The sequence below is a fragment of the Klebsiella michiganensis genome (genome assembly GCA_000963575.1).
Lineage (GTDB): Bacteria > Pseudomonadota > Gammaproteobacteria > Enterobacterales > Enterobacteriaceae > Cedecea > Cedecea michiganensis_A.
In genome coordinates this window covers 1829682-1846198 of the sequence record CP011077.1, presented here as the reverse complement: position 1 = coordinate 1846198, position 16517 = coordinate 1829682, and the positions used below count along the sequence as shown (strand labels likewise).

Annotated in this window: 18 protein-coding genes; 10 read left to right on the top strand and 8 right to left on the bottom strand. The window is 52.9% G+C overall.

Features of this window, described 5'->3' with window-relative positions:
- Positions 1–5: 5 nt before the first annotated feature.
- Entirely contained in the window at positions 6–641 is a 636-nt protein-coding gene (locus VW41_08770; GenBank protein ID AJZ89118.1) for a nicotinamidase/pyrazinamidase, read from the top strand.
- Positions 642–844: 203 nt separating this feature from the next.
- On the top strand, positions 845–2119 hold the full coding sequence (locus tag VW41_08765; protein AJZ89117.1) for a chitinase: 1275 nt from the start codon (positions 845–847) through the stop codon (positions 2117–2119).
- A gap of 48 nt (positions 2120–2167) precedes the next feature.
- Here VW41_08765 and VW41_08760 read toward each other — a convergent pair whose 3' ends face one another.
- Both VW41_08760 and VW41_08755 read right to left on the bottom strand, forming a co-directional pair.
- The gene (locus VW41_08760) at positions 2168–2449 is read right to left on the bottom strand and encodes a hypothetical protein (GenBank protein ID AJZ89116.1); all 282 of its coding nucleotides are present in this window, start codon (positions 2447–2449) and stop codon (positions 2168–2170) included.
- Positions 2450–2488: 39 nt separating this feature from the next.
- Positions 2489–2902 carry a methionine sulfoxide reductase B gene (locus VW41_08755; protein ID AJZ89115.1) on the bottom strand — a complete coding sequence of 138 codons (414 nt, stop codon included), beginning with the start codon at positions 2900–2902 and terminating at the stop codon, positions 2489–2491.
- A 344-nt stretch (positions 2903–3246) separates the two neighbouring features.
- Between VW41_08755 and VW41_08750 the strand changes: the two genes are divergently transcribed.
- Both VW41_08750 and VW41_08745 read left to right on the top strand, forming a co-directional pair.
- Entirely contained in the window at positions 3247–4242 is a 996-nt protein-coding gene (locus tag VW41_08750; GenBank protein ID AJZ89114.1) for a glyceraldehyde-3-phosphate dehydrogenase, read from the top strand.
- 83 nt (positions 4243–4325) lie between these two features.
- Entirely contained in the window at positions 4326–5216 is an 891-nt protein-coding gene (locus VW41_08745) for a glucose-6-phosphate 1-epimerase (GenBank protein ID AJZ89113.1), read from the top strand.
- 99 nt (positions 5217–5315) lie between these two features.
- Here the strand turns inward: VW41_08745 and VW41_08740 are convergent, their stop codons facing one another.
- Entirely contained in the window at positions 5316–6062 is a 747-nt protein-coding gene (locus tag VW41_08740; protein ID AJZ89112.1) for an MltA-interacting protein MipA, read from the bottom strand.
- A 424-nt stretch (positions 6063–6486) separates the two neighbouring features.
- Here VW41_08740 and VW41_08735 point away from each other — a divergent pair, with 424 nt between their 5' ends.
- Positions 6487–8421, top strand: coding sequence for a serine/threonine protein kinase (locus VW41_08735; GenBank protein AJZ89111.1), 1935 nt, complete (start codon positions 6487–6489; stop codon positions 8419–8421).
- 71 nt (positions 8422–8492) lie between these two features.
- The gene (locus VW41_08730; GenBank protein ID AJZ89110.1) at positions 8493–9776 is read left to right on the top strand and encodes a hypothetical protein; all 1284 of its coding nucleotides are present in this window, start codon (positions 8493–8495) and stop codon (positions 9774–9776) included.
- 158 nt (positions 9777–9934) lie between these two features.
- Here the strand turns inward: VW41_08730 and VW41_08725 are convergent, their stop codons facing one another.
- The 3 genes from VW41_08725 to VW41_08715 all read right to left on the bottom strand — a co-directional run bounded on the left by VW41_08725 (position 9935) and on the right by VW41_08715 (position 13318).
- Positions 9935–10684 (bottom strand): short-chain dehydrogenase, encoded by a 750-nt coding sequence (locus VW41_08725; protein ID AJZ89109.1) that lies wholly within the window; start codon positions 10682–10684, stop codon positions 9935–9937.
- A gap of 583 nt (positions 10685–11267) precedes the next feature.
- Positions 11268–11996 carry a transcriptional regulator gene (locus tag VW41_08720; GenBank protein AJZ89108.1) on the bottom strand — a complete coding sequence of 243 codons (729 nt, stop codon included), beginning with the start codon at positions 11994–11996 and terminating at the stop codon, positions 11268–11270.
- A gap of 131 nt (positions 11997–12127) precedes the next feature.
- Positions 12128–13318, bottom strand: a complete 1191-nt coding sequence (locus VW41_08715; GenBank protein ID AJZ89107.1) for a diguanylate phosphodiesterase — start codon at positions 13316–13318, stop codon at positions 12128–12130.
- 308 nt (positions 13319–13626) lie between these two features.
- On the opposite strand from VW41_08715, the gene VW41_08710 reads away from it, so the two are divergent.
- From VW41_08710 to VW41_08700, 3 genes are all read left to right on the top strand, one after another.
- Positions 13627–13872: a two-component-system connector protein YcgZ gene (locus VW41_08710; protein ID AJZ89106.1), complete on the top strand. Its 246-nt coding sequence runs from the start codon at positions 13627–13629 to the stop codon at positions 13870–13872.
- 157 nt (positions 13873–14029) lie between these two features.
- On the top strand, positions 14030–14308 hold the full coding sequence (locus VW41_08705) for a hypothetical protein (protein ID AJZ89105.1): 279 nt from the start codon (positions 14030–14032) through the stop codon (positions 14306–14308).
- Between the two features lie 37 nt (positions 14309–14345).
- Positions 14346–14624 (top strand): two-component-system connector protein AriR, encoded by a 279-nt coding sequence (locus VW41_08700; GenBank protein AJZ89104.1) that lies wholly within the window; start codon positions 14346–14348, stop codon positions 14622–14624.
- 52 nt (positions 14625–14676) lie between these two features.
- Here the strand turns inward: VW41_08700 and VW41_08695 are convergent, their stop codons facing one another.
- Entirely contained in the window at positions 14677–15102 is a 426-nt protein-coding gene (locus VW41_08695) for a GCN5 family acetyltransferase (GenBank protein AJZ89103.1), read from the bottom strand.
- A 106-nt stretch (positions 15103–15208) separates the two neighbouring features.
- Here VW41_08695 and VW41_08690 point away from each other — a divergent pair, with 106 nt between their 5' ends.
- Positions 15209–15646, top strand: coding sequence for a DNA mismatch repair protein MutT (locus VW41_08690; protein AJZ91909.1), 438 nt, complete (start codon positions 15209–15211; stop codon positions 15644–15646).
- Positions 15647–15648: 2 nt separating this feature from the next.
- Here VW41_08690 and VW41_08685 read toward each other — a convergent pair whose 3' ends face one another.
- Positions 15649–16452, bottom strand: coding sequence for a hypothetical protein (locus VW41_08685; GenBank protein ID AJZ89102.1), 804 nt, complete (start codon positions 16450–16452; stop codon positions 15649–15651).
- Between the last annotated feature and the right edge of the window lie 65 nt (positions 16453–16517).

Genomic DNA, 16517 nt, shown 5'->3' with positions numbered 1-16517 from the left:
CGCCAATGGCGCAACGTGCTTTGCTGTTGATTGATTTGCAGAACGATTTTTGTGCCGGTGGCACGCTTGCCGTACCGGAAGGTGACAGCACCGTTGAGGTGGCTAACCAGCTTATCGAGCTGTTTAACGTCCGCGGTGAAAGCGTGGTCGCCAGTCAGGACTGGCACCCGGCAAAGCATGGAAGTTTCGCCAGTACTCAAGGGACGGCCCCCTTCACGGAGGGCACGCTCGACGGCCTGACGCAAACCTGGTGGCCCGATCACTGCATCCAGAACAGCGAAGGGGCAAAACTTCACCCGCTGCTGAAGGCGTCCGGCATCGATAAAATCGTCTATAAAGGCCAAAATCCGGCTATCGACAGCTACAGCGCGTTTTTCGATAACGGCCACCGGCAGCAAACCGAACTGGATGCCTGGCTGCACGAGCATGGCATCCGCAGCCTGGTGGTGCTGGGGCTGGCAACAGACTTCTGTGTGAAATTTACCGTGCTGGACGCCCTGAAGCTGGGCTATGAGGTGACAGTCATCACCGATGGCTGCCGCGGTGTTAACCTGCAGCCGCAGAATAGCCTGCAGGCATTCCAGGAAATGGCCGTTGAGGGCGCAACGTTAATGACCTTCGCCGATTTTACCTGCCAATAATTGTAGGGGCGGCCCCCGCCCCACACTTTTGTATCGATTCCGCTCACACTCTACGCTTTTTTTGCTCGCCCTCGCCTGGGAGCGCTCTCATAATCATATTCAATGAATTTATTCAGCACGTTAGCTGATTTCGCTTTCCGCCGTTTTCGTCTCTGAACGTGGCCGGGAAGCTTTTATGTCGTGCCCGTCAAAGAGGAATCATTATGTCATTCACAGGTAAAATGTTACCGCTGGTGGCCGCGGTGACGCTCGCCTGCAGCGGCGTTGCGCAGGCTGAATCTTTGCTTTCCGTGGGTTACTTCAACGGCGGCGGTGACGTCACTGCCGGCCCCGGGGGAGATATCAATAAACTTGATGTTCGCCAGATAACCCACCTCAATTACTCCTTTGGCCTGATTTATAACGACGAGAAAGGCGAAACCAACGAAGCGCTGAAAGACGCGTCAAAACTGCATCAAATCTATCTTTCCCCAAAAGTTATCTCGGATCTTGAAACCCTGCCGACGCTGCGTAAACAGAACCCACAGCTGAAAATATTGCTGTCGGTGGGCGGCTGGGGTGCCCGCGGTTTCTCTGCCGCTGCGGCAACGCCAGAGAACCGCGCGGTATTTATCCGCTCGGTACAGGAAGTGATGGACAAGTATGGCCTGGACGGGATCGATCTCGACTGGGAGTTCCCAGTGAACGGGGCGTGGGGTTTGGTGGACAAGCTGGACGCCGACCGGGACAACTTCACCGCCCTGCTGAAAGAGCTGCGTAAAGCCGTGGGCGATAAAAAACTGGTTACTATTGCCGTCGGGGCCAACGCCGAAAGCCCGAAAAGCTGGGTTGATGTGAAGGCCATTGCGCCGGTGCTGAACTACATCAACCTGATGACCTACGACATGGCGTACGGCACGCAGTACTTCAACTCGAATCTTTATGATTCGAAAAAATGGCCGACGGTGGCCGAAGCCGACAAATACAGCGCTGACTTCGTGGTGAATAACTACCTGGCCGCCGGGCTGAAACCGCAGCAGATGAACCTGGGCATCGGCTTCTATGGCCGCGTACCTAAGCGCGCCGTAGAGCCAGGCATCGACTGGTCAAAACCCGATGCGCAGAAAAACCCTGTAACGCAGCCCTACTTCGGTGCACGCGAGCTGGAGCTGTTTAAAACCGCGCTGGGCGTGGATTTGACGAAAGACACTTACGTCAAATACAACGATCTGGTGAAGAAAATGCTGAACGATCCTCACAAGCGCTTTACCGAAGAGTGGGATGACGACGCGAAGGTGCCGTACCTGACGCTTAAGTCTGCTGAAGGTAAACCGCTGTTCGCGATTTCTTACGAGAACCCGCGCTCGGTGAAAATCAAAGCCGAGTACATCAAAGAGAAGGGTCTGGGCGGCGCGATGTTCTGGGAGTATGGCGCGGATGACAATAACCAGTTGGCGAAGCAGCTCGCCGAGTCACTGGGCATCGATCACGCTAAATAACGGTTAAAAAAGCAAAACTAAGGGAGACCAGCGAGTCTCCCTTCTTGTTTATTGCAGCTTCATCGTCACAAACGGCGCTGGCTCAATGCCAAACTCCGCTTTGAGCTGCTGCTTGCTCTTCATCACCATCTGACCATTGGTGTCGATAGTCATGTGCTGCGCCTCCGTGTTGTGGCGCGCCTGCCACAGCATCACCAGCTGGAGGCTGTTGTCTTTTTGCTCCTGGGTCAGCGCCACGCCATCAGGCCACTTTCCCAGTTCGACCGCGGTCGCCAGACGCTGATAAATTTCTGGCGTCATCACGCTCAACATCTCATCCAGATTGCTCATTTTGCACCCCGTCGCGGAATAATTAGCTGAATCGATTCTTCAGCCATCAACCTGTTCACTGTTTTGCCCGTCAGTGAAGCTCAGGGAGGCTGAGTTAACGCAATACCGCTCCCCGGTTGGCTGTGGACCATCCGGGAAAACATGGCCCAGGTGTGCGTCGCAGCTACCGCAGCGGATTTCAACGCGCTCCATGCCGTGTGAATTATCGGTCAGATAACGGATAGCATCGGGGCTGACAGGTTCGTAGAAGCTAGGCCAGCCGCAGCCCGAGTCGTATTTTGTTTCCGAAAGAAACAGCGGGGCCTCACACACCAGGCAATGATAAATCCCGTCACGCTTATTATGCAGCAAACGCCCGGAATAAGGCGGTTCAGTACCGTGCTTCTGGGTCACATAATATTGCATTTCGCTGAGGTTTTTCTTATTTGAATCAGGGGGTAATTGATTAGACATAGGTGTACATCTCGGTCAGTTCAATTGGGACAGCTCACGGCACCATTCTAACAAAAAATTAACAACGCCGTGCTGCTTTTTGTTCTAAACTTAGCCCTGAAATTCTGGCACGGCACAAAGCGTGACGTGAATCACATTATTGTTGGGACTGGCGTTTAAAATCCCCCGCATCGTCCCCATTTGGATTTAAGCCCAAAAGGAAGCGTGAGGCGTTCAGTCGTACAAACCCTGGTCACAGGATTGATTTGTCGCAATGATTGACACGATTCCGCTTGACGCTGCGTAAGGTTTTTGTAATTTTACAGCCAACCTTTTATTCACTAAAAAATAGCTGGTGGAATACTATGACTATCAAAGTAGGTATCAACGGTTTTGGTCGTATCGGCCGTATCGTTTTCCGTGCTGCTCAGGAACGTTCTGACATCGAAATCGTTGCAATCAACGACCTGTTAGACGCTGACTATATGGCTTACATGCTGAAGTACGACTCAACTCACGGTCGTTTCAACGGTACTGTAGAAGTTAAAGACGGCAACCTGGTTGTTAACGGTAAAACTATCCGTGTTACCGCAGAACGTGACCCGGCTAACCTGAAGTGGAACGAAGTGAACGTTGACGTTGTTGCTGAAGCAACTGGTCTGTTCCTGACTGACGAAACCGCTCGTAAGCACATCACTGCTGGCGCGAAAAAAGTTGTTCTGACTGGTCCTTCCAAAGACAACACCCCAATGTTCGTTCGCGGTGCTAACTTCGAAAAATACGCTGGCCAGGACATCGTTTCCAACGCATCCTGCACCACCAACTGCCTGGCACCACTGGCTAAAGTTATCAACGACAACTTCGGTATCGTTGAAGGCCTGATGACTACCGTTCACGCAACTACCGCTACTCAGAAAACCGTTGATGGCCCGTCTCACAAAGACTGGCGCGGCGGCCGCGGCGCAGCTCAGAACATCATCCCTTCTTCTACCGGTGCTGCTAAAGCTGTAGGCGTTGTACTGCCAGAGCTGAAAGGCAAACTGACTGGTATGGCGTTCCGCGTTCCTACCCCTAACGTGTCCGTTGTTGACCTGACCGTTCGTCTGGAAAAAGCTGCTTCTTACGAAGAAATTAAGAAAGCAATCAAAGCTGCTTCCGAAGGCGCAATGAAAGGCGTTCTGGGCTACACCGAAGATGACGTAGTATCTACCGACTTCAACGGCGAAGTACTGACTTCCGTGTTCGATGCTAAAGCTGGTATCGCACTGAACGACAACTTTGTGAAACTGGTTTCCTGGTACGACAACGAAACTGGTTACTCCAACAAAGTACTGGATCTGATTGCTCACATCTCCAAATAAGTTGAGATGAGAATCTGATTCTAAAGGGCGACTTCGGTCGCTCTTTTTTTTGCCTGAAAGCTCCAGGACTAAGGAAAAAAGAAATGATTAATAAAATTTTTGCACTTCCGGTCGTCGAACAAATTACGCCTTCTCTTACCCGCCGCGTAAACGATGAGCTGGACGTCATCGTCGTTGATCACCCGCAGGTCCGGGCATCTTTCGCGCTCCAGGGCGCACATCTGCTCTCCTGGCAGCCTGCCGGTGAAGATGAAGTGCTGTGGCTGAGCGACATCACCCCATTCCATAAAGGCAAAGCCCTGCGCGGCGGCGTGCCGATTTGCTGGCCGTGGTTTGGCCCGGCGGAGCAGCCTGGCCTGCCGGCACACGGTTTTGCCCGCAACCAACCGTGGACGCTGAGCGCGCACAATGAAGATGCCAACGGTGTGGTGCTGACCTTTGAGCTGCATAACAATGCAGAGACGCTGAAGCTGTGGCCGCATGAGTTCACGCTGTATGCCCGCTTTAAGTTGGGTAAAACCTGCGAAATTGAACTGGAAGCTCACGGTGAGTTCGAAACCACCTCTGCCCTGCACACCTACTTCAACGTCGGCGACATCGCGGAGGTGAAAGTCAGCGGTCTGGGTAATCCGTACATCGACAAAGTGCTGAATGAAGCCGCGGGCCAGTTGACGGACGGCGTACAAACCTTCCCGGACCGCACCGATCGTCTCTACCTTGAGCCGGAAGAGTGCAGCGTCATTCATGACGCAAGCCGCCTGAAGCGCACCCTGAACGTGGTGCATCACCATCATTACAACGTGGTGGGCTGGAACCCTGGCCCGGCGCTGTCCGTTTCGATGGGCGATATGCCGGATGACGGCTACAAAACCTTCGTCTGTGTAGAAACCGCCTGCGCTTCGAAAAAACAGAAAGCCAGCGCAGAGAAACCTACCCGCCTGAGCCAGGCTATCAGCGTGGCGAAGAGAGGCTAAAGGGCTTTTCACCAGCTTAGGGCAAAGGCGGCAAACCCTTGCCCCACAAAAAAGCAAACGGGGCGCCAGCGCCCCGTTTTAGTGCGTCAATTGCACCAATTAGAAGCTGTAGTTCACACCCGTCAGCAGCACACCGGTCCAGTTGCTGTCGACCATTGGGCTGTCGGTCACTTCTTTGGACAGACGCATATAGCGGCCCATACCGAACACGTTCCAGTCTGCATTCAGCTGGTAGTTAACGGACAGCTCAACATACGGCGACCAGCTGTTACCCGCGTCATACTCGTTCAGACCGCTGCGGTTGGATTCCTTGCCGCTCACGCCATAGTAGTAGTCGTTTTGATTCTTGCTATCCCACACGATACCAATCCCCGGCGTCACCGTCAGGCTATCCGCATTGTAGCGGTACAGCCAGGCAGTATCCCAGGTAATGCCGTTGCTGTTGTCGAGGATATCCCCGGCCAGCACGGTACGCAGGAAGCCATAATCGGTGTTATGTACCCAGGACAGGCCGGCCATCACGGTGGAGTGGCGGTAGTCCAGCGCACGCATGCTATCGTAGTTGCTGTCTTTCGGCCTGAAATGCAGCGGCGAATAGTAGGCGGTCACGGACAGCTTATCGGCCTGGTCATTCCACAAGTAGTAGCCCGCGTTAAAACCACGGAAGTAGAAATTGTCACCTTCATAGCCCAGCAGAGGCGCCGGATAGACGCGGTTCTGGTCACCTTTGTAAGGGTTTGGCGAAACCAGCGCACCCGCACCGATTGACCACGGGCCCTCTGCGTGCGCAGCGGTAACGGAGGAGGCAAGCAGTACGCCTAATGCGAGAAGTTTGAATTTGGTCACAATCCTTTCAGTCCTTTAATCAAATAATCAGCGCAGGAAGTGTAACCGCCCTTGGCTCCCATCCCAAATAATTTACTTAGTCACAACCTTCAACCAACTTATTAGCTTCCCGCAATCTGATGACGGCGGATTTTCAGCTTCATGTCAGTCTAATGACAGCGAACACTGCCCCTTATCTCAAATACGAAATTTTTAGGATGAGTTATTGATATGTCATTGAAATTGAGCGTTGGCCGTATGCAAGTTTTGCAAATGCCATCTACGCTTTATTTTAGGAAGGTGAATCGCTGAGACGGCAGCGTGAGCGCCCGGTACCAACCTGGCACAAGGGTTGCTGTTCATTTAGCAGACGTCTTCCGGGGAGCCTCTATTACACATACCAACGGCTCTTTAACCTGTGCTAAAAACGAAAGGACGGCATGCCATGAATATATTCGATCACTATCGCCAGCGTTATGAAGCTGCCAAGGACGAAGAGTTCACACTGCAGGAATTTCTTGCTATCTGTAAACAAGATCGCAGTGCCTACGCGAATGCGGCAGAACGGCTATTGACGGCCATTGGTGAACCAGTGATGGTAGACACTGCCACAGAGCCACGGCTGTCCCGTCTCTTTTCAAACCGGGTGGTTGCCCGTTACCCGGCGTTTGAAGAGTTTTATGGCATGGAAGAGGCTATCGAGCAGATCGTGGCCTATCTGAAACACGCGGCTCAGGGTCTGGAAGAGAAGAAACAAATTCTCTATCTGCTGGGGCCGGTGGGGGGCGGTAAATCATCGCTGGCAGAGCGCCTGAAAGCGTTGATGCAGCGCGTACCGATTTACGTGCTGAGCGCCAACGGCGAACGCAGCCCGGTCAATGACCATCCGCTCTGCCTGTTCAACCCACAGGAAGATGCCTCGATTCTGGAAAAAGAGTATGGCATCCCTAATCGCTACCTCGGCACCATCATGTCGCCGTGGGCAGCAAAACGCCTAAGCGAATTTGGCGGCGACATCACCAAATTCCGCGTAGTAAAAGTTTGGCCGTCCATTCTGGCCCAGATTGCCATCGCGAAAACCGAGCCTGGCGATGAGAACAACCAGGATATCTCTGCGCTGGTCGGTAAAGTGGATATCCGCAAACTGGAACACCACGCCCAAAACGACCCGGATGCTTACGGCTATTCCGGGGCACTGTGCCGGGCCAACCAGGGCATCATGGAGTTTGTGGAGATGTTTAAAGCACCCATCAAAGTGCTTCATCCACTCCTGACCGCCACCCAGGAAGGCAACTACAACGGCACAGAAGGCATCTCTGCCCTGCCATTTAACGGCATTATTCTTGCGCACTCGAACGAATCGGAGTGGGTTACCTTCCGTAATAATAAGAACAACGAGGCGTTCCTTGACCGCGTCTACATCGTCAAGGTGCCTTACTGCCTGCGCATCTCGGAAGAGATCAAAATCTACGAGAAGCTGCTCAACCACAGCGAGCTGTCCCACGCGCCATGCGCCCCGGGCACTCTGGAAACGCTTTCTCGCTTCTCAATCCTGTCGCGCCTGAAAGAGCCAGAAAACTCCAGCATCTACTCGAAAATGCGTGTCTATGATGGGGAAAGCCTGAAAGACACCGACCCGAAAGCCAAGTCCTACCAGGAGTACCGGGACTATGCCGGGGTCGATGAAGGCATGAACGGGCTCTCAACGCGCTTCGCCTTTAAAATCCTCTCCCGCGTGTTCAACTTTGACCACGTCGAGGTCGCGGCGAACCCGGTTCATCTGTTCTATGTGCTGGAACAGCAAATTGAGCGCGAGCAATTCCCGCAGGATCAGTCGGAGAAATACCTGGAGTACCTGAAAGGCTACCTGATCCCGAAATATGCGGAATTTATCGGCAAAGAGATCCAGACCGCCTACCTCGAATCTTACTCAGAGTACGGGCAGAATATTTTTGACAGGTATGTCACCTACGCTGACTTCTGGATTCAGGATCAGGAGTACCGCGACCCGGATACCGGCCAGCTGTTTGACCGGGAATCCCTGAATGCGGAGCTTGAGAAAATTGAAAAACCGGCCGGGATCAGCAACCCGAAAGATTTCCGTAATGAAATCGTCAACTTCGTGCTGCGAGCCCGGGCCAATAACAACGGCCGTAACCCAAACTGGACCAGCTACGAGAAGCTGCGGACGGTTATCGAGAAGAAAATGTTCTCGAACACCGAAGAGCTGCTGCCCGTTATCTCGTTCAACGCCAAAACCTCCACCGACGAGCAGAAGAAACACGATGATTTTGTCGATCGGATGATGGAGAAAGGCTACACCCGCAAGCAGGTTCGCCTGCTGTGTGAATGGTATCTGCGGGTCCGTAAGTCTTCTTAAGGGAGTTTCCTGCAGGTCACGCCGGGCGGCGTGACCTGTTTGCGCACCTGGCATAAGCAGTTGGGGGAACTATGGCCTACTTCATAGACAGGCGGCTTAACGGCAAAAACAAGAGCGCGGTCAACCGCCAGCGCTTCTTGCGTCGCTATAAGGCGCAGATCAAACAGTCGATTTCCGGGGCCATCAACAAGCGTTCGGTGACCGACGTGGACAGCGGCGAGTCCGTGTCCATCCCCATTGAGGATATCAACGAACCGATGTTTCATCAGGGTCGCGGCGGTCTTCGCCACCGCGTCCATCCCGGCAATGACCACTTTGTACAAAATGACCGTATCGAGCGCCCTCAGGGCGGTGGCGGCGGCGGTGGTAGCGGCCAGGGTCAGGCGAGCCAGGACGGCGAAGGCCAGGATGAATTCGTGTTCCAGATCTCCAAAGATGAATATCTCGACTTGCTGTTCGAGGATCTGGCTCTGCCTAACCTGAAGCGTAATCAGCACCGGCAGATCACCGAATTTAAATCCCACCGCGCCGGCTTTACCTCTAACGGCGTCCCGGCCAATATCAGCGTCGTTCGCTCGCTGCAAAACTCGCTGGCGCGCCGCACGGCGATGAGCGCGGGGAAACGCCGTTTGCTGCACGAGCTCGAAGAGACCCTCGACACCGTCAGCCGCAGCGAACCCGCTCAATTGCTTGAAGAGGAGCGTCTGCGTAAAGAGATTGCGGAGCTGCGGGAAAAAATTGCCCGCGTGCCGTTTATCGACACCTTCGATCTGCGCTACAAGAACTACGAGAAACGCCCGGAACCATCGAGCCAGGCGGTGATGTTCTGCCTGATGGACGTTTCCGGCTCCATGGACCAGGCGACGAAAGACATGGCCAAGCGCTTTTATATCCTGCTCTACCTGTTCCTGAGCCGGACCTATAAAAACGTGGAGGTGGTTTATATTCGCCACCATACTCAGGCGAAAGAGGTGGACGAACACGAGTTCTTCTACTCGCAGGAAACCGGCGGGACCATTGTTTCCAGCGCCCTGAAGCTGATGGATGAAGTGGTGCAGGAGCGTTACGACCCGGCGCAGTGGAACATCTATGCTGCCCAGGCTTCGGACGGTGATAACTGGGCAGACGACTCGCCGCTGTGTCATGAAATCCTGGCGAAAAAACTGCTGCCGGTGGTGCGCTACTACAGTTACATCGAAATCACCCGCCGGGCGCACCAGACCCTGTGGCGTGAGTACGAAAACCTGCAGGCCACCTTCGAGAACTTTGCGATGCAGCATATCCGCGATCAGGATGATATCTATCCGGTGTTCCGGGAACTGTTTCAGAAGCAGACGTCAGATTCGCACGGCTAACTCATGCAAATCATTGAGTTATATACTGAAAAACCTGTTGCCAGACTTATTCAATTGGCAACAGGTTAATGCCCTCAGGGACTGCCACAGGAATGAGGTCGTGTCTGTCTGCACAGAAACTGCCCTACATTCAAAAAATACACATCCAGACTGCCCCCCTATTTAACCGCGGCATTTCCCCCGTCAGCAAACAGGGCTGAGCCGGCGACAAAACTGGACATATTGCTTGCCAGAAACAGGGCGGCGCTGGCTATCTCTTCTGGCTGCGCCAGACGTTTCACTGCATGCAGCCCGGCAGCCCAGGCTCTCTGATGTTCATCACCTGCCATCCGGGTTTCCGTTCCTCCGGGCAATAAGGCATTGGCACGTATCCCCTGGTCGGCATAATCTGCGGTCAGACCCTTAACCAATCCCATCAGCCCGGCCTTAGCCGCCGCATATGCAGCCATCCCCGGCAGACCCACACTGGTTCCAACAAAGCTGGAGATAAAAATAAGAGAACCTCCACCTCTTTTAAGCATTAAAGGAACCTGACTACGGGCACCGAGATAACCGGCTGTCAGGTTAACGGCCAGCGTATGCTGCCATTCATCGGGTGTAATATCGGCCAGGGGGCGAATTGCTCCCGTTGTACCGGCATTATTGACTGCAATATCAATACCTCCGAATGCTTCAGCGGCCAGGGCAGCAATAGCCGTATGCGTTTTCTCTTCACCTGCATCCCCGGCAAAAACCCTGGCATCGCTCCCCGCGGAACGAAGCTGCACAGCCAGCTCATCCAGTGGTGTCCGACTCCTCGCATTCAGAATTAACGAAGCGCCATGGTGAGCAAACAAAATAGCAACCGCACGCCCGATACCCGTCGATGCTCCAGTAATAACGGCGACTTTTCCGTCAAGTAATTTCATCATCTTCCCCATTTCATGACTGAGATTCCGAAACTCATTTGAATCTTTCTGTTAATTTTCTTGATGTGTGTCACCGGTTGATTTCAGCGGCTTATCCGTAAGCTTATGTTCGGGCTATGCAATAAAAACTCTGTTTCTTGCTATTTAATTAAATTCTTGATGGATAAGAATGGAAGTGTCTAACCAGCATGGTGGTTGCCTGAAAGTTGGCAATTGTCGTCGCTACCCCAGGGCAGAGTGCTGGAGACCGGAGATTAAAATCCTCTGGTGCAGGCCAAATAAACAATGAAAATCCGTCCGTTAAGGCTGCTTTTTTGTGCCTGAATTTTGCCCGGGGAATTACCGGGGAGGACGAGGGAATGACTGCTGGCAAATCACAGGGTCAAACTCCTCGAGGCGGTTTGGGGAATTTTTTAGTCCATTTATATTCGCGAGTGACATCCTGGTGATGGCTCCGGACGCAGACCAGCAATAGCCAGGCCACCACGGGTGGCGGAAAATCAAAAGCCGGTGAAGCACCGGCTTTTTCTATTTTCAGTCGCGAAGATAACAAACGGGTAATCGGAATCAGGCATGCGCCCGCTTATTGATGAAGTTCAATGTCATATCCCCACTGCTTCCAGTGAGCAAGCTGCTCTTGCTGCGGTTCCGACAGCGTTTGTCCCGTCCACAAAAAAAGATGCTGCCCCGGGAAAAGCTCCGGGCGTAACGTTTCCACCGGTTCGGCAAGCACGTTAACATTCTTGTCTCTGCGGGATAAACGCCACGCTTCCAGCCACAAGGCTGTTCGATCGTCTGTTTGCCAGCCGATGAGCAGGATCTCTTCCCCACTTTGGCCCTGCGTTTCTGCCAGGCATTGAGCGCAGTGGCGGATTAATACCCCATCCAGCAGGCTGCGCATCAACGAAGCCGTCGATTCATCCTGAGCGAGTTTGTTTCTCACGGGTAGTAAAAGATTGTCGATAAGCAGGTCAGCGCTGTGTTCCCGGCTTAGAGACACAATTTTCTCACGCAGCTTTGCCGGGTTAACTTTCCTGAGCAGAAGCATCATTTCTTCCTGCAGCGTCGCCCACAGCTGCTCTTCCGGCACGTGGCTACGCTCCAGCAGGGCTTTCACTTTGCCCACGGAAACGCCTTTGCTCATCCAGTATTTAATTTCTTCAATGCGCTGCACGTCCGCATCATCAAACTGCCGATGGCCGCCCTCGCTGCGCTGAGGCTTCAGCAAACCGTAGCGGCGCTGCCAGGCACGCAATGTGACCGGGTTGATACCACATCGCTCTGCTACATCACCGATAGTGTAATAGGCCATAGTGTCCCTCCCCGTACACAGATCTCACGCTTCCATTAAAACACTAGTCAATCTGTTCAATGTGTACAATTTTTTCCCGGCTTGTACAAGTGAAACCTAAAAGCTTTTGAGCCCCCCCACCAGCACAGAAGTTACAGCTCGGCTTTACGCTCTGGCCAGGCAACCATAAAAGAGCCCCCCACATGGGGTTTGGCAAACAGGTCTCCCTGGAAGTGCGAGATGCCCGCCGCCTCCAGCCACATCCACTCTTCGGGTTGTTCAATACCCGTGGCGGAGACCGCAATTTCAAGCGAGGCGCAGCATCTGATGATCGCCATGATAATGGCCTGTCGCGGCCCACTTTTATGGATGTCCCGAATCAGCTCCCGGTTAATCTTGAGTCTTTCTGGTTGAAACTGCGCCAAGAGCTGCAGGCCGGCAAAACCCGCACCAAAATCGTCAATCGCCAGCTTGATACCTGCCGATTTAAGATGCCTGATGGCCTCGGTAAACGCTTCCATCTGCGGAATAATCTCGCTTTCGGTAAATTCAATCACCACCTGCTCGGGGACAAGTCTATTTACCTCGATATCCATCAGTAGCTGTTCTACGGTGCCGGGTATCATCACCAGCGTCATTGGCAGCAGATTAATGCATAGCGTTTGCTGGCCAATGCCCGCGGCCTGCGCTGCGGCAAAAGCCGCCTTCGCATTCAGCAGATCGAGCCGGTAAACATCGCCCCCCTGGTCTTCAGCGAAACAGGGATCCACTGTTAACGCCTCAATCGCCGCGACGGAACGGGCCATTGGATCAACCATAGGCTGAAAGGCTATTTTTTCACCGGAAGTAAGTTTGTCGGATGCCGGATGAGCTGGCGCATCGATAATAAATTCCCACGAGCCACGCGGAGGGATCTCAAAATAGTTCTCTTTTTCCGTCGACTCGATAAAAGTCCGGAAAAAACGCAAAGCGCGGTCATCGTAAGCCAATTGATAGCGGCTGGTGCCCTTCTCCAGAACGACCTGTAATACATCGTTTTTATCGTGCTCTCTTAAATCAAAAAGCTCCATTCCCACACGCCCGAAGCGTCGGGCCGGCGCGTAATCACAAAGCAGCTCAACAATGTTGTAATGGCGATCGTCTTGACGGATAGCGTCATAAATCTTCTGCACACCAGCTTCCGGCCCCTCCAGCAATTGGAAAAAATGCGTGCCGTTGAAAAGCAGTATTCCCGTCACATTCGCGTCAATATTTTTAGCGTTTGCCGCGGTAACCATCTCCTGCAAAACCTCGAAAGGGGTGCTGGTATGAATATGGCTGCGATAGATGACAGTGGTGAGCATGGTCGTTCCCTGCGGAAAGTGGAGGTCATAACTTAACAGATCCCCGCCCTGACGTCGCCAGAAACTCAACAAAACCTAAACAACTGAACAACATCCAGCATTCTGATCATCGTTACCCGCCAACCAAGATGTACAACTTCACGCATCGGTAAAGCTAAAGCAACACAAATATAACATCATGATAAATAAGAATTAGCACTTTTAATCAAAAAATAGCAAGCGAAGTAATACACCTTTATGTACAGTTTTTATAGCAATTGCATAACTTAGTTAACATCTTGCAAAGTGTGAACTTACAGGAGCGACTTATGCGACAGAACACTTTTTCACCCGAGAACAGCGCAGAAAACGATATTGCCCGTTACTTCAGCGGTGCAGCACCCCTGTCTCAGCAGGAAACGATGGGGCAAATCGTGCTCGAAATTCTGAGCGATGGCCGCAACCTGAATCGAAAAGCAATCTGTACAAAATTGCTCTCTCGCCTGGACCGCGTCTCTGAGCCTGCAGAAGAAAAGCACTATCAGGCACTGCTGGGCATGCTTTTCACTCGCTAACGAGATAACCGGCCCGGAGTTCTATCAGATTAACGGCCTGCGTTCTCCGCACAGAGCGTAGCCCCAGTTGTAAATGCTGAATCCTTCCTCATTCTCAGGCTCCGGCTAATGACTTCATGCCAGCGCAAACCCTGGCGAGGAAATCAGGAGTAAAGACGTGCAGAGAAGCGACGATGAACAATTAACGGACGAGATTATCGGTGAGGCAGCGTTATCGCTGCTTAACGGCAACAGCGCAATAAACACCCGCGCCTTAGTAGCCAAACTGGAAGCGATGTTGATATCAGACCCAGACCCACGGCGGCGTAACGTGCTGCAGAAAATTATCGGTGAAATCGAGGGCGGCGTTGCCCGGGTTTCCGCGGGCAAGACAGAAAAAGAAGCGCGTTCAAGAGCGGTAGAGACAAACCAGCATAACGTTAAAAACGTCCACTAGCGGCCCATGGCCAATAACTGAAAAACGGTGAGTGACTATGACACAGCTAATTTCCAATACCTCTGCAATGCACACCGGACTTGCTGACAAAGCATTATCCGACTACATCAGAAGCACCGGAGACAGGCATGCCGAAGAAAACGCAGCCATTTCTCAGGCAATCACGGCCATTCTGTCTGCCAATCAGTCCGTCTCCAACAAAGCCATTATTATCTGGCTGGTAGATGCACTGGAGACCACCGACGATGTGGTGATGTGCGATATCTACCGCAACGCACTGGAAATTGTTGTCGGCCACACAATGGACGATATTTAAAAAGTGCACCACGCATAAGAGGCCGGCATTGACCGGCCTTTATTCTTGTTGGCTAAAGCGCTTTCTTCATAAAGAAACGGCTGGTGCCTTCGGGCAAACAGTCTATTTTGCCAAACTCCTCCCAGCCGTGCTTGCGGTAGAAGTCCGGTGCCTGAAAACTGATGGTATATAAAAAGGCGGCCACACAGCCGCGCTGGCGCCCTTCTGCTTCAAACGTCCTGAGGATCTCGCTTCCCAGTCCATGGGCTCTTAGCTCAGGCGGCAGATAAAACAGATCGATAAACAGCACACCCAACGAGGAGCGCCCCAGCATTCCGCCCACGACTTTCCCGCTCTCGGGACTGCGCACCACAACCGCCAGCGGCCGGCGATCGTTTAGCCCACTCATGGCGGCGTTAAACTCAGCCAGCCCCGCGTCGATCGGCAGCGAATGCTCCTCGCTGATGTAATCAGAAATCTCTAGTTTGAAACCCGACATCGCGTTCTCCACTGATTCTCCCCTCGTCACCCTACCAGTTCTTGCGTTGAGCCCGGCCGACAACACTGTATATATTTACAGACCACAAAAGCAAGAGTCGAACATGATGAAAAGAGAACGCTACCAGCTTTCCGTTGCCGTATTTGTTGTCCTGCGCCGCTGCGACGAAATTTGTCTTATCCGCAGGGCCAACACCGGCTGGATGGACGGCTTCTACAGTCTGCCCGCAGGCGGCCTTGAAAGTGGTGAAACGCTACTTAACGCCGCGGCCAGAGAAGCAAAGGAAGAAACGGGCGTCACTATCAAGACGGAACAGCTAAAGCTCGGCCATTCGATGCACGTAAAAACCGAAGATCGTTCCTGGACGGGCCACTTCTTTCTCTGTTCTGCCTGGCTGGGGCAGCCTTACGTCGCCGAACCAGACAAGCATTCTGAGCTACGCTGGATCAATATCAGGCAACTGCCGGACAACACTGTGCCCTATGTTAAGCAGGCCATCAGCGCTATTATCAACGGCGAGATTTATTCCGAATACGGCTGGTGACTCTATCCCTGTGGATGTGCCCACAGACGCTGCGCCATCGGTAACCAGCCAGGCAACGTTGCCCGATACCAGTTGAGATATTTGGGTAATATCTGCGGATGACGATGGTGCAAAATACTCAGCACCTCCGTAATCAACCAGGCTTTTGCCACAACGACATGCCGGACCAGAACGGGGGCCAACCACTGAGGGGCGGCCTGTCGATAGCGCTCCACCATCTGGTTGATGTCGGCGGGATCGCCCATGCCTTTAATCAAAGGTGCAAGATCTATTGCCGGGCTGCCGTAGCCAAAACGCTCCCAGTCAAACAAGACCAACTCCCCCTTTGCACGGCGTCCCCAGTTCCCCACATTTGTATCACCCGACACCCACTGCTGCGGCTCAAACAGCTCATCGCTGCACGTCTGGAAGTTCAGCACTATCGCCTCTTGATCTGTTGGTAACTGGAGCATGCTCAGCGCCAGGTCGGTTTGCTCGGCACTCCAGGAATGCCGCCGGAATACTCCAGAAGGTTTCGGCGGGCTGTGATGAATTATCGCCAGCCTTTCACAAAGTTCGCTTGCTGCATGTAGTGTTTCCAGCGTTAAGTACTGCGGAATAAATTCGATGATCAGCCGTCGTTCCTGCCGATTTAGGGAGTAAACGTTGGGGATGCCAAGCCCCCTGGCCCTGAACGCAGGGGCATGATACTGATAAAAATAGAGTTCAACCTCAGAAGCATTTTGCTTTTCAATGGCAGGTTTTCCCTGGAAGCCACATTCACGGACGATGGCGTTCCCCATCTGCGTCAGCACGTTATCAGCCATCTTTTTCCCTAATTTTTGCATGTCAGATAACTATTATCGCGATAGGATTAAAATTCAAAACATAG

Coding starts and splice junctions, on each gene's coding strand:
- VW41_08770 (AJZ89118.1), top strand. CDS start 6: ATGGCGCAACGTGCTTTGCTGTTGATTGATTTGCAGAACGATTTTTGT.
- VW41_08765 (AJZ89117.1), top strand. CDS start 845: ATGTCATTCACAGGTAAAATGTTACCGCTGGTGGCCGCGGTGACGCTC.
- VW41_08760 (AJZ89116.1), bottom strand. CDS start 2,449: ATGAGCAATCTGGATGAGATGTTGAGCGTGATGACGCCAGAAATTTAT.
- VW41_08755 (AJZ89115.1), bottom strand. CDS start 2,902: ATGTCTAATCAATTACCCCCTGATTCAAATAAGAAAAACCTCAGCGAA.
- VW41_08750 (AJZ89114.1), top strand. CDS start 3,247: ATGACTATCAAAGTAGGTATCAACGGTTTTGGTCGTATCGGCCGTATC.
- VW41_08745 (AJZ89113.1), top strand. CDS start 4,326: ATGATTAATAAAATTTTTGCACTTCCGGTCGTCGAACAAATTACGCCT.
- VW41_08735 (AJZ89111.1), top strand. CDS start 6,487: ATGAATATATTCGATCACTATCGCCAGCGTTATGAAGCTGCCAAGGAC.
- VW41_08730 (AJZ89110.1), top strand. CDS start 8,493: ATGGCCTACTTCATAGACAGGCGGCTTAACGGCAAAAACAAGAGCGCG.
- VW41_08725 (AJZ89109.1), bottom strand. CDS start 10,684: ATGAAATTACTTGACGGAAAAGTCGCCGTTATTACTGGAGCATCGACG.
- VW41_08720 (AJZ89108.1), bottom strand. CDS start 11,996: ATGGCCTATTACACTATCGGTGATGTAGCAGAGCGATGTGGTATCAAC.
- VW41_08715 (AJZ89107.1), bottom strand. CDS start 13,318: ATGCTCACCACTGTCATCTATCGCAGCCATATTCATACCAGCACCCCT.
- VW41_08710 (AJZ89106.1), top strand. CDS start 13,627: ATGCGACAGAACACTTTTTCACCCGAGAACAGCGCAGAAAACGATATT.
- VW41_08700 (AJZ89104.1), top strand. CDS start 14,346: ATGACACAGCTAATTTCCAATACCTCTGCAATGCACACCGGACTTGCT.
- VW41_08695 (AJZ89103.1), bottom strand. CDS start 15,102: ATGTCGGGTTTCAAACTAGAGATTTCTGATTACATCAGCGAGGAGCAT.
- VW41_08690 (AJZ91909.1), top strand. CDS start 15,209: ATGAAAAGAGAACGCTACCAGCTTTCCGTTGCCGTATTTGTTGTCCTG.
- VW41_08685 (AJZ89102.1), bottom strand. CDS start 16,452: ATGGCTGATAACGTGCTGACGCAGATGGGGAACGCCATCGTCCGTGAA.